This window comes from Sphaerotilus sp., from assembly GCF_013299175.1.
Classification (GTDB): domain Bacteria; phylum Pseudomonadota; class Gammaproteobacteria; order Burkholderiales; family Burkholderiaceae_C; genus Sphaerotilus.
This window is the reverse complement of sequence record NZ_JAAFKF010000109.1, coordinates 1-12,224: the sequence shown is the minus strand read 5'-3', so window position 1 is coordinate 12,224 and position 12,224 is coordinate 1. Positions and strand designations below refer to the sequence as shown.

The 12,224-nt window shown below is 66.6% G+C and carries 10 protein-coding genes and 1 pseudogene; 6 read left to right on the top strand and 5 right to left on the bottom strand.

Going from position 1 to position 12,224, the window contains the following annotated elements; all coding sequences use genetic code 11:
• Window positions 1-970, bottom strand: a 970-nt coding sequence (locus tag QZW52_RS16055) for a right-handed parallel beta-helix repeat-containing protein (protein WP_294000617.1), incomplete at its 3' end; no start/stop codon positions are given.
• A gap of 63 nt (window positions 971-1,033) precedes the next feature.
• Window positions 1,034-1,447, bottom strand: coding sequence for a transcriptional regulator (locus tag QZW52_RS16050; RefSeq protein ID WP_294000615.1), 414 nt, complete (start codon window positions 1,445-1,447; stop codon window positions 1,034-1,036).
• A gap of 104 nt (window positions 1,448-1,551) precedes the next feature.
• Between QZW52_RS16050 and QZW52_RS16045 the strand changes: the two genes are divergently transcribed.
• Window positions 1,552-3,615, top strand: a complete 2,064-nt coding sequence (locus QZW52_RS16045) for a site-specific DNA-methyltransferase (RefSeq protein ID WP_294000613.1) — start codon at window positions 1,552-1,554, stop codon at window positions 3,613-3,615.
• A complete protein-coding gene (locus tag QZW52_RS16040; RefSeq protein ID WP_294000612.1) occupies window positions 3,612-6,581 on the top strand; it encodes a DEAD/DEAH box helicase in 2,970 nt (989 codons plus the stop codon). Before QZW52_RS16045 ends, QZW52_RS16040 begins: the two co-directional genes overlap by 4 nt.
• A 21-nt stretch (window positions 6,582-6,602) precedes the next feature.
• Here the strand turns inward: QZW52_RS16040 and QZW52_RS16035 are convergent, their stop codons facing one another.
• A complete protein-coding gene (locus QZW52_RS16035) occupies window positions 6,603-7,493 on the bottom strand; it encodes a transglutaminase-like domain-containing protein (protein WP_294000611.1) in 891 nt (296 codons plus the stop codon).
• Window positions 7,494-7,593: 100 nt separating this feature from the next.
• On the opposite strand from QZW52_RS16035, the gene QZW52_RS16030 reads away from it, so the two are divergent.
• Both QZW52_RS16030 and gatB read left to right on the top strand, forming a co-directional pair.
• Window positions 7,594-8,259 carry a DUF2278 family protein gene (locus QZW52_RS16030; RefSeq protein WP_294000609.1) on the top strand — a complete coding sequence of 222 codons (666 nt, stop codon included), beginning with the start codon at window positions 7,594-7,596 and terminating at the stop codon, window positions 8,257-8,259.
• 124 nt (window positions 8,260-8,383) lie between these two features.
• The gene (gene gatB, locus QZW52_RS16025; protein WP_294000607.1) at window positions 8,384-9,835 is read left to right on the top strand and encodes an Asp-tRNA(Asn)/Glu-tRNA(Gln) amidotransferase subunit GatB; all 1,452 of its coding nucleotides are present in this window, start codon (window positions 8,384-8,386) and stop codon (window positions 9,833-9,835) included.
• On the opposite strand, the gene QZW52_RS16020 is transcribed toward gatB, so the two are convergent.
• Entirely contained in the window at window positions 9,801-10,481 is a 681-nt protein-coding gene (locus QZW52_RS16020) for a DUF4124 domain-containing protein (RefSeq protein WP_294000605.1), read from the bottom strand. The two genes, gatB and QZW52_RS16020, sit on opposite strands and share 35 nt — an antisense overlap.
• A complete protein-coding gene (pyrE, locus tag QZW52_RS16015) occupies window positions 10,478-11,170 on the bottom strand; it encodes an orotate phosphoribosyltransferase (protein WP_294000619.1) in 693 nt (230 codons plus the stop codon). The genes QZW52_RS16020 and pyrE overlap by 4 nt, the downstream gene beginning before the upstream one ends.
• A gap of 27 nt (window positions 11,171-11,197) precedes the next feature.
• On the opposite strand from pyrE, the gene QZW52_RS16010 reads away from it, so the two are divergent.
• Together QZW52_RS16010 and QZW52_RS16005 are read left to right on the top strand one after the other, a co-directional pair.
• Window positions 11,198-12,001 carry an exodeoxyribonuclease III gene (locus QZW52_RS16010; RefSeq protein WP_294000603.1) on the top strand — a complete coding sequence of 268 codons (804 nt, stop codon included), beginning with the start codon at window positions 11,198-11,200 and terminating at the stop codon, window positions 11,999-12,001.
• A 39-nt stretch (window positions 12,002-12,040) separates the two neighbouring features.
• Window positions 12,041-12,224 (top strand): annotated as a pseudogene (locus tag QZW52_RS16005) (class I SAM-dependent methyltransferase); the annotation flags it as partial.

Here is a 12,224-nt window from a genome sequence, read left to right as displayed (position 1 = left end):
CGCCGTGGGTGTGCCAGTTGCCTTCCTGTGCGACGAGGATGCCGGCGCCGTGGGCGACACCGCTCACCGTGTTGCCGCGCAAGGTCAGGTGCTCGCCGCCGACGATGCTCAGGCCGCGGCCCCAGCGTGCACCGGACACCACGTTGTCGGCGACCAGCACGTCGCGCACGGGCGGCGCGTCGTCGTAGGACACGATCGAGACCAGGTCGTCGCCGGTGTCGCGCACCTGGTTGCCGAGCACGCGGCCATGGTGGCTGCCGCCGGTGACGTGGATGCCGTCGGCCAGCGTGTTGCGCACGGTGTTGCCGGCGATGGTGAAGTCGGCCGCGCCGTGGACGAGGATGCCCACCGAGCCGGCGCCGTCGATCGTCACGCCGCGGACGACGTTGCCGCGCTGCGGCGTGGTGCCGTCGCGGTTGTCGCTGCGGTCGCGGTCGCGGTAGAGGCTGAGGCGCGCCTGCGCCGGCTCGCTGCGGCGCTGGTCGGGGCGGGCGGTGAGGGTCAGGCCGTACAGGCGCACACCGTCGGCGCGCAGGCCGAGCGTGTGGTCGCGCGGGTCGGTGGCCTGCAGCGTGGCACCCGGTCCCCACAGCGTCGCGCCCGGCACCGTGACGAGCACGCTGTGCGCCTGCCGGTACCGGCCGGGCGGGAACACCAGCCAGCCGCCGGGCTGCAGGGCCTTCAGGGCGCGGGCGATGGCCGCGTCGTCGTCGAGGTCGTCGTCGGGCAGGGCGCCGAAGTCGGTGACGCGCAGGGCGCCGGGGGGCGGCGAGGGCAGGGCGGGGAGCGTTTCGCAGGCGTGGCTCAGGGGCGTCAGGGGAGCCAGGGCCACCAGGGCCAGCCCGGCGATCCGGCGGGAGAGGCGGGTGTGTCGTGTCATCGCGTGCGCCGCATCGCCGAAGACCAGTTCCGCCAGCGTCTGCGCCTGACCCCAGGTGCGGCTGAGGGTCGCTTCGAGGCTGGCGTTCATGCGGTGGACTCCTGAGGGGCGCGTCAGATTCTAGGGTGTGGTGCGCCAGTTGCCACCCATTGGTCAGGAAGACGGCGTGCCCTCGTCGTCCTTGTAGACCTTCGCGAAGGTCAGGATCACCTCGCGCACCACCTTGCGCTGCGGCGCGGGCAGTTGCAGGAAGGCGTCCACCGTCTCGCGCTCCTGGTGGGTGAGCTTCTCGTCCCAGCGTTCGCGGTACTGCTTGACCGACTTGGCGATGCCTTCGCCGAAGCGGAGGATCTGCGGCTCGACCTTGAGCCATTCGGCGAGGACTTGAAGCTTGTCCTGTGAGGGGATCGCCTTGGCATTGAGCCAGCCCCAAGCCGACTGGATGCTGATCGAACGCCCCCACCAACGCTGGTTGAACTCGTTTTCGATCACCGCCGCTCGTGCTTCGTAGCCTGCCGCGAGCATCGCTTCGCGCAGTCGGTTGCTGAATTGGAGCTTTTCATCCATCAACCGAAAGTTAAAGATTTACTCAAGTGGTGCATTCGGCACACCTGATAATTTGATCCGAAGTCATTTGATCAACTTATCAAGCATCGTTTGATGCACGCCTCATGCCGAAGTCTTTGCTCGAACAACTGCCCGAGATCGTCGCCAACGGGCGCCGCCAAGCCGAGAAGATCCTGGAGAGCCTCGAAAGCCGCCACCGCGTGAGCCTCCAGACCCGCGAATGGGTCTTGCCCTCGAAGGACAGCAGCGCCACCGACTGGATTCAGGGCGCCGCCCGACAGGATCGGCTGGCGCAGTCCGAACAGGACGCCTGGGTCAACCGCCTGATCTACGGCGACAACCTGCTGGCAATGGCCGCCCTGCTGGCCGGCGACGAGCGCACACCGTCACTGCGCGGCCGGGTGGACCTGATCTACATCGACCCGCCGTTCGACTCGAAGGCCGACTACCGCACCAAGGTCACGCTGCCCGGCGTCGAGCTGGAGCAGAAGCCGACCGTGATCGAGCAGTTCGCCTACTCCGACACCTGGGCGGATGGCACGGCGTCGTATCTGGCGATGATCACGCCGCGGCTGATCCTGATGCGCGAGCTGCTGGCCGATACGGGGTCGATCTATGTTCACCTTGACTGGCATGTGGGGCACTACGTCAAGTTAGTTTTAGACGATGTCTTTGGGAAGGATAACTTTGTTAACGAATTGCTTTGGAGAAGTGCGAACGCCCACAACGATTCAAATAGATATGGCAACATCCACAATGGAATCTATTTCTATCAAAAAAGCTCCTTGAGATTTTGGAGTGGCGCTTACAAAGCTCACGAAAATCCAGAGAAAGTATTCAAGCACTTCGACGAGAAAGGAAGCTACCAAGATGTTGATTTGACAGCCCCTGGTGGCAGAGGTCCGCGGTATATCTGGAAAGGCTTTGAGCGTAACTGGCTGGTGACAATGGATAACATGCAGAAGCTAGAGGATGAAAAAAGACTCCATTACTCATCAAGCGGACTCGTGCGAAGGAAGATGTATCAGTCGGAATCCAAAGGTATAACAGTACAAAGCATTTGGGATGATATTGGCACAGGAGTTGAGGGGCGGAGCGCAGGTTACGGGTATGACACGGCAAAACCGCCATCATTACTTGATCGCATCATTCGTGCATCTTGTCCGGAAGGAGGCATCGTCGCCGACTTCAACGGCGGCTCCGGCACCACCGCCGCCGTCGCCGAAAAGCTCGGCCGCCGCTGGATCACGACCGACCTCGGCAAGCCCGCCTGCATGATCATGCGCAAGCGGCTGATCGACCAGAGCGCCCGGCCCTTCCTGTACCAGGCGATCGGCGACTACCAGGTCGAGGCCGCCAAGGTGACGCTGGGCCGCGAGTTCCGCATCGGCGACCTGTCGCAGATCGTCCTGTCGCTCTACGGCGCCCAGTCGCTGCCCGCCGAATTCAACCCGCAGCGCAACCTCGGCCAGATCGCAGGACTCGACCTCGGCCCCCGCAAAAGCAGCAAGACGCTGGTATTGGCCGACTCCCCCAACAAACTCACCGGCATCGCCACGCTGAAAAAAGCCATCGCCCAGCGCGACAACCTGCTCGGCGGCTGGGACCGCGTGGTCGTGCTCGGCTGGAATTTCGAACCGTCGATCGGCCAGGACATCACCGCGCTCAACGACAACCGCCTCGAAGTGCTGGTGATTCCGCCCGACCTGCTCGACCGCCTGAAGAAAAAGGGCGGCATCGACAAACTGCGCGGCCAGGTCCGTTTCTCGTCGCTGCAATACCTGACGATCCACCCGGTCGAACGCACCGGCAACACCGCCGACGAGCACCTGACCGTCAAGCTCAGAAACTACGTCCTGCTGTCGCCCGAGGCCATCAACCTCGACGACGCCAACCGCCAGAAACTCCAGGCCGTGATGAACCAGGAGCCGCTCGCGCTGATCGAATACTGGGCCGTCGATCCCGATTACGACGGCAAAGTCTTCCGCTCGGTCTGGCAGGACTACCGCGGCAACACCGCCAACGACGACGACGCGCTGCGCGTCGTCACCCACGCCCGGCTGACCGTGCCGCACAAGACCGGCCCGCGGCGCGTGTGCGTGCGGGCGGTGGATGTGTTCGGCTTCGAGGCCGAGGTGGTCACCACGGTGGCGGAGGCCGTGCAATGAGCGCCGCCAAGCCGAAACCGGCCACGACCACGACCACAAGCCCGAATCCGCTCGCGCTGTCGATCGCACTGACCGAACACACCCGCGCCCTCTGCCAAGGCCTGGAAGACGGTTCGGCCGAGATCCTGAACAAGGTCACGCCCTACACCGCCGACCTGTTGCACTGGTGGTTCAGCGACGAGATGTGCGCCGTACGCGGATCGCTGAATTTCCACGCCGGCCAGAAGCAGGCGATCCTGAACACCATCGTCGCGCACGAGGTGCTGGAATCCGGTTCGCTGCTCGACCTCTACGAGCAGGTCGCGCCGCACGCGCTGACCGGCGCACGCCGCCAGGAGGTCGCGCAGCCCAAGCACGACCACCCGAAATACTGTCTCAAGATGGCGACCGGCACCGGCAAGACCTGGGTCATGCAGGCGCTGATGGTCTGGCAGTTGCTCAACCGCAATGCCGCGCAGGCCGAGGGCGTGGACGACCCGCGCTTCACGCGCCGCTTCCTCGTCGTGGCGCCAGGCCTGATCGTCTACGAGCGGTTGCTGGATGCGTTCTGCGGCCGGCTGGTCGGCAGCGGGCGCAATTTCGACACCTCGGACATCGCCCGCAACGCCGAGTTGTTCATCCCCGAGGCGCACCGCGACAGCGTGCTCGCCTTCGTGCGCGGCAACGTCTGCGCCAAGGGCGAGATCGGCCTGAAGGCGACCGGGAACGGGATGATCGCCATCACGAACTGGCACCTCCTCAACGGCGTGGACGACGAGGCCGACGCAACCGACGACGCCAGCGACACCCCGCCCCCGCTGGAAGCCCACCGTGTGATCGACGCCGTGCTGCCGCTGACACCGGGCCGCGCCGCCGGCAACAGCCTGGACATGCTCGACCGCCGCTACGCCCGCGGCGACGTGCTGGAGTACCTGAGCGCCTTGCCCGACCTGATGGTCTTCAACGACGAGGCCCACCACATCCACGAACTCAAGCGCGAGGGCGAAGCCACCGAGGTCGAGTGGCAGAAGAGCCTGTCGCGCATCGCCGCGCCGAAGGGCCAGCGCTTCGTGCAGATCGACTTCTCGGCCACCCCGTACAACGACGTGGGCACGCCGAAGAACAAGCGCAAGGTCTACTTTCCGCACATCGTCACCGACTTCGACCTGAAGGACGCCATGCGCGCCGGGCTGGTGAAGTCGCTGGTGCTGGACCGGCGCAAGGAGATCGGCGCACTGCCGCTCGATTTCACCGCGGAGCGCGACGACAAGGGCCGCGCCGTCGAACTCAGCGCGGGCCAGCGCGTCATGCTGCGCGCCGGTCTGATGAAGCTGCGCAAGCTGGAAACCGACTTCGCGAAGATCGACCCGACACGCCATCCGAAGATGCTGGTCGTCTGCGAGGACACCACCGTGACGCCGCTGGTCGCCCAGTTCCTGACCGACGAAGAAGGGCTGGCCGAGGACGCCGTGATGTCGATCGACTCGGGCAAGAAGGCGGAGCTGGGCGAGAAGGACTGGGCCGTCGCACGCGAGCGCCTGTTCAGCGTCGATCAGCACGCGACACCCCGCGTGATCGTCAGCGTGCTGATGCTGCGCGAGGGCTTCGACGTGAACAACATCTGCGTCATCGTGCCGCTGCGCTCGTCACAGGCCCAGATCCTGCTGGAACAGACGATCGGCCGTGGCCTGCGGCTGATGTGGCGTGGCACCGATTACGACAGCCTCAAGGCCGAGAACCGGCAGCGCATCGACAACGGCCAGGAGCCGGGCAGCCTGCTCGATGTCCTGACCATCGTCGAGCACCCGGCGTTCAACACGTTCTACCAGGAACTGATGGACGAGAAGCTGGTCGGCACCACCACCGAGCAGGGCGACGGCACCTCCGGCACCGGCGACCTGATCGCCGCCAGGCTGCGCGAGGGTTTCGAGGCGTTCGACTTCGCCATGCCCTTCATCCTGCAGGAAGCCGACGAGGTGATCGAGCACACCGCGCCGGACGTGTCGGCGCTGCCCGCGTTCACGGCCATGTCGCTGGAGCAGCTCACGAACCTGCTCGGCAAGGGCGACCAGTTCATCTCGCAGGACTTGCAGAGCAGCACGCTGTTCGGCGACTACCGCGTCGATGGCGCGGTGATGACGGTGACGGGCTACAACGACTACCTGTCGCGGCTGACGCGGCGCATCGGCCAGTCCCTGGGCCAGCCGCTGCCCAAGGGCAACAAGATCGCCCACCACCTCGATCTGCCGTACCTGCAGGTGCATACCGCCGAACTGACGGGCTGGCTGGACGACTACATCTGGAGCCGGCTGTTCGGCACCGCGTTCAACCCGCATGACGGTGAAAACTGGCGACTGTTGCTGCTTCCACCCGTGGTGGACCACATCACGCGCATCTTCGGCCATGCCCTGCGCGAAGCCGGCCAGTCACGCCCCGTCGGCGAAACCGAGGTGCGCCACCGCCGGCTGTCGGAGGTGAAGCAACTGCTGGTGCGCGAGAGCAGCTCGGTCGAGGTCGGCAAGTGCATCTATCCGCGCCTGCCCTACCCGGCGCGCAACGGCGGGCTGGAAAAGCGTTTCATCCACTGGGCACAGGCCGACAGCCACGTCGAGGCGTTCTGCAAGATCAGCGAGACGCGCCACGACTTCCTGCGGCTGCGCTACGTGAAGGAGGACGGGCTGCCGGCGTTCTACTCGCCCGACTTCCTGGTCCGCACGGCGGAGGCCATCTACCTCGTCGAGACCAAGGCGCAGCAGCAGGTCATCCACCCGGACGTGCAGCGCAAGCGGCGCGCCGCCGTGGCCTGGTGCGAGCGCATCAACACGCTGCCGGCCGAGCTGCGCAGCGGGCGACCGTGGCACTACGCGCTGCTGGGCGAGGACATGGTGGTCGAATGGCACGACCAGCGGGCACGGCTGGCCGACTTGCTTGACGCGGTGCGCATCGCGCCAGCCGCCGATCATCTGGCGCAGGCCCGGCTGATTTGAGCTGCGGCACGTTGCCGCTCCTCAGATGGACACAGTCCCCGCTGCCAGCCCACCATCGGTGGACAGCGCCTCGCGGCAGCGCACCGGCTGCAGGAAACCCCGCGCCGGATCGACGACTGCCCGTGCATTGATGAACGGCGCCTGCGAGCGCACCCCACCGAAGATGGTCGCGAACGCCACGTCCGCCGCATCCCGCCCGGTGCCGAAGCGCACGAAGGCCATCGGGATCGCCGTGCCGGACGGGTCGAAGATGTACCAGCGGTCGCCCAGATACACCTCCACGTAGGCGTGAAAATCCGGCGGGCCGAGCGCGGGGTCGGCGCCGAAGTCGGTGCCCGTGGCGAAGCGGGCCGGGATGTTCAGCGCCCGGCACAGCGCGATCATCAGGTGCGCGAAGTCGCGGCACACGCCGACGCGCTCGATCAGCGTATCCATGGCCGAGGTGGTCGAGTTGGACACGTTCGACGTGAAGCTCACCCGGCTCCGCACCCAGTCCATGATGGCCTGCACACGCCCGTGCCCCTGCCACAGTGCACCGAATTCGTGCGCGGCGAGGCGCAGCAGGCGGTCGGACTGGCAGTAGCGGCTCGGGTAGATGTAGCCGATGACCTCGGGCGGCAGGCGGTAGACGGGCACCTCGGGCAGGTGCGCGGGTTCGGCGAAGTAGTGGGTGATGTCGAGCGTGGCGGCGTAGGACAGCTTCAACGGGCCGGGCATGGCGCGCACGCGCATGTAGCGGGTGCCGGTGGCCGCGTCGGTGTGGATGTGCGGGACGACCGGCTGGCTCAGCACGAGGCTCTCGGCGCTGACCTGCTGGCAGGCGGTCTGCGCGGCGTGGATGTTGAAGACGAAATCGGCGCCATTGGCATCGATGTCGTAGTTCAGTTCGACTTGCAGTTCGATGCGGATCATGGGAGTGGGCTACCTGGGGAAAACCTGAGGTTGGACAAAAGGCCGGCGAAAGGTGGATTCATGCAGTATGCGTGCCTGACTTTTTCAAAGGGAGTTTTTCATGCCGCTGTCCACTTATGGCGTGCTCAAGGGCACCGTGCTGGGTCATCTGCGCAATGCGGATGACGACCATTACCAGCTCCTCGTCGATGCTGGCGGGGAGATGGACCGCATCGCGGTGAACGTCCGCTCGTCAGCGCCGAACGCGCCATCCACCGTGCTGTTCCAGACCGTGACGGCGCTGCCGGCGGCGTTCACGGCGGCCCTGCTGGCGCTGCCGGCGGGCTACCGCAAGCTGCCGTCCGCCGCGGGCGGGCTGGCGATCGACTATGTGCGCGGGGGGCTGTTCAAGACGGCGTCGATGAAACCGGTGCCGCCGGACGCGCCGGGGGTGGACAACGATCTCAAGGACAAGGTCGAGTCCGCCACGCTCAAGGCGATGGCGACCCCTGGCGCGCAGGTCTTCGCCTTCGGCGCCAAGTGGGGTCCGGAGAAGACCAGGGCCGACCAGTATTTCAAGTTCAAGCCCGGCAACGGCATCCACGACATCCACATGAACCAGGGCAATGGCGCGCCCTACACCGGCGACAACGGCACCTGGCAGGACGGCGCGCTGGTGTTCGGCTATCCGGGCAAGGCGGGGGCGGCGTGGACGTGGCGAGCGTTCTTCTTCGCGTTCCAGTCGCAGAGTTTCAGGACGGATGACAAGGGCAATCGGCTGCCCTGAACCGGGTCAAACTCGGCCCAGGTCCAGGGCACCCGACCCTTGCTGGCGGGCAGGCGACGCGATGCCGTAGCATTTCCCCTTTGCGCCCACCCTGCGCGCCACCCCCTGAAGAAGAACCCGCCCCATGACCGCATCCCTCCTCGTGCGCGGCTACGAAGTCGTGATCGGCTTCGAGACCCACGCCCAGCTCTCGACCCAGTCGAAGATCTTCTCCGGCGCCTCGACCCGCTTCGGCGCCGAGCCGAACACGCAAGCCTGCGCCGTCGATCTGGCGTTGCCCGGCTCGCTGCCGGTGATGAATCGCGGCGCCGTCGAGCGCGCCATCCAGTTCGGCTTGGCGGTGAACGCGACCATCGCGCCGATGTCGATCTTCGCCCGCAAGAACTACTTCTACCCCGACCTGCCCAAGGGCTACCAGATCAGCCAGTACGAGATCCCCGTCGTGCAGGGCGGCGTGGTCGAGTTCTTCGTCGATGGCGAGCCGTTCCGGCTCAACCTGACCCGCGCCCACCTGGAGGAAGACGCCGGCAAGTCCGTGCATGAAAACCTCCACGGCATGACCGGCATCGACCTGAACCGCGCCGGCACGCCGCTGCTGGAGATCGTCACCGAGCCGGAATTGCGCTCGTCGAAGCAGGCGGTGGAATACGCCAAGGCGCTGCACACGCTGGTGGTCTGGCTGGGCATGTGCGACGGCAACATGCAGGAAGGCTCCTTCCGCTGCGACGCCAACGTGTCGGTGCGCCGGCCGGGGGCGCCGTTCGGCACGCGCCGCGAGATCAAGAACCTCAACAGCTTCCGCTTCCTGCAGCAGGCGATCGACTACGAGATCCAGTGGCAGATCGACCAGATCGAGGACGGATTCGAGATCGTGCAGGCCACCGTGCTGTTCGACCCGGACAGTGGCGAGACGCGGATGATGCGCACCAAGGAGGACGCGCACGACTACCGCTACTTCCCCGACCCGGACCTGCCGCCGCTGGTGATTGCGCCGGAGTGGGTCGAGCGGGTGCGCGCCGAGCTGCCCGAGTTGCCCGGTGCGCTGGCCGCCCGTCTGCAGCGCGAGCTGGGCCTGCCCGCCTACGACGCCGCGATGGTGACCACCAGCCGCGCCACCGCTGCCTATTTCAGCGCCGCCAACGCCGTCTGCGGACAACCCAAGCTGGTCGCCAACTGGATCATGGGCGAGATCAGCAAGCGCCTGAACAGCGATGGCGGGGACATCGCCTCGGCGCCCGTGTCACCGACCACGCTCGGCGCGCTGATCGGCCGCATCCAGGACGGCACCATCTCCAACAACGCCGCCAGGCAGGTCTTCGAGGCGCTGTGGACCAGCGAAGGCACGGACGTGGACGCCGTGATCGAGGCGCAGGGCCTGAAGCAGATGAACGACAGCGGCGCGCTGGAAGCCATCCTCGACGCCGTGCTGGCCGCCAATGCCAAGTCGGTCGAGGACTTCCGCGCCGGCAAGGAAAAAGCCTTCGGCGCGCTGGTCGGTCAGGCGATGAAGGCCACCAAGGGCAAGGCCAACCCCGCCCAGGTCAACGAGATGCTGAAGAAGAAGCTGGCAGGCTGACCGAGCCGGGCGCGGCGCCGGCCCAGAGCCGTTTGAGCCGCGTCAGCTCCTGTTCGTAGGTGGCGTTGATGCGGCTGATCTCGGCCTGGTGGTTCTGGGCGGCGTCCTGCTGGGCCTGCAGCGCGGCCTGGTTCTGGCCGAACTTGACCTTCAGCTCGCGCGGCAGATCCCTGCCCTTGTAGAACTCGGCCTCTTCCTGCAGGCGCTTCTGGTCGTGCTCCAGCTCGGTCAGGCGGCGTTCGGTGGCGGCCAGCGCCGTGTGCAGCGGCTCCAGCGCGGCCTTGCGGGCTTTCTGGTGGCGCGGCTCGTCGGGGTAGCGGCTCAGCAGGTTGCGGTCGAGCCGGATCGCGTCGCGCCGCGCGGCCTCGGCGGCCATCTCCTGGCGCAGCCGGTCCTCGTGGGCGGCGCGTTCTTCGGCGGTCATCGCCGGCGGCAGCACCTTCTTCACCGAACCATCGGCGTTGCGCAATTCCTGCGCCCGGTCGAGGCAGTCGGCGATCGGCCGGTCCGAGGTCATGCGCTGGCCCTTGGCGTTGACGCAGGTGTAGATGTTGGCCGCCTGCGCCGACAGGCCGACCGCCGCCAGCGTCACCGGCAGCAGCGTGCGGCCCGCCAGCCGGACCAGGGCTGCGCGGGCCGGGTTCACGACCGGACCCCGTAACGCCCGCGGTAGGCCTGCACCGCCGGCAGGTGGCTGCTCAGGCGCGGGTCGCTCTGGCCTTGCAGATACGCCAGCAGGTCGGTCAGCGTGGCGATGGCGACCACCGACAGGCCGAGTTCGCGCTGCACGTACTGCACGGCGGAGTGCGGTGCATCGACCCCGTGTTCGCTGGCCTTTTCCTGGCGGTCCAGCGCGATCGTCACTGCGCAGGGTGTCGCGCCCGCCGCGCGGATCATGGCGATCGACTCGCGCACCGACGTGCCGGCCGAGATCACGTCGTCGATGATGAGCACGCGGCCCTGCACCGGGGCGCCCACCAGCGTGCCGCCCTCGCCGTGGTCCTTGGCTTCCTTGCGGTTGTAGGCGTAGGGGACGTTCTTGCCGAGCCGCGCGAGTTCGATCGCCACGGCCGCGGCCAGCGTGATGCCCTTGTAGGCGGGGCCGAAGAGCATGTCGAACGCGGCGCCCGAGGCCACCAGGCGCTGTGCATAGAATTGCGCCAGACGGCCCAGCTTGGCGCCGTCGTCGAAGAGACCGGCATTGAAGAAGTAGGGCGACAGCCGCCCCGCCTTGGTCTTGAACTCGCCGAAGCGCAACACGCCGGCATCGACCGCGAAGGCCACGAATTCCTGGGCAAGAGCGTCGGTGCGGGGGGAGCTTGCGTCTTGGGTCATCTGCATGGACGATAAAAAGGGTCTGGTATGCGACTGGTCAGCCTCAACCTCAACGGCATCCGCTCAGCGGCCAACAAGGGCCTGCCAGCATGGGTCGAAGCCTTGCAAGCCGATTGTATGGGGGTGCAGGAACTCAAGGCGCAGGCTCAGGATCTGAGCCTTGACCTGTCGTGCCTCGACGGGATGCAGGGGCATTTTCATTTTGCGCAGAAAAAGGGCTACTCCGGTGTAGGGATGTACACCCGGCACACCCCGACCGCGGTGATCACCGGACTCGGCATCCCGGAGTTCGACGACGAGGGCCGCTACGTCGAAGTCCGCCACGACACCCCTGAGCGCAAGCTCTCGGTCATCAGTTGCTACTTCCCCAGCGGCTCCTCCAGCGACGAACGCCAGCAGGCCAAGTTCCGCTTCATCGACCAGATCTACCCGCACTTGATGGCGCTGAAGGCCGAGCGCGAGTTCATCCTGGTCGGGGACGTGAACATCGCGCACCGGGAAGCCGACCTGAAGAACTGGAAGGGCAACCGGAAAAACTCCGGCTTCCTCCCGGAGGAGCGGGCGTGGATGACGCGGCTGCTGGACCCGGTCGAGGCAGGCGGCGGCGGGCTGGTCGATGTGTACCGCCAGTTGCACCCTGACACCACGGACGATTGCTACACCTGGTGGAGCAACCGGGGACAGGCGCGGGCGAAGAACGTGGGGTGGCGGATCGACTACCACCTCGCGACGCCGGGGGTGGCGGCGCTGGCGCGCAGTGCGGAGATCTACAAGGGGCAGTGGTTCAGCGACCATGCGCCGCTGACGGTGGATTACGACCTCGGCCTTTGATCGCCAACCCGCCTGCGCCCCATGGACATGACCCCGCCTGTGACCCCCCTGCTGAATACCATCGCGTCGATGCCCCTGCCCACCGACGCCACCCGCGTCTTCCACGGCCGCGGCGGCCTGCACCCCGGCTGCGAACACTGGACGCTCGACTTCTACCCGCCCGTCTGGGTGCTGACCAGCTTCCAGCCCGTGCCCGACGAGGAACTGGCCACCGTCGGCGCCG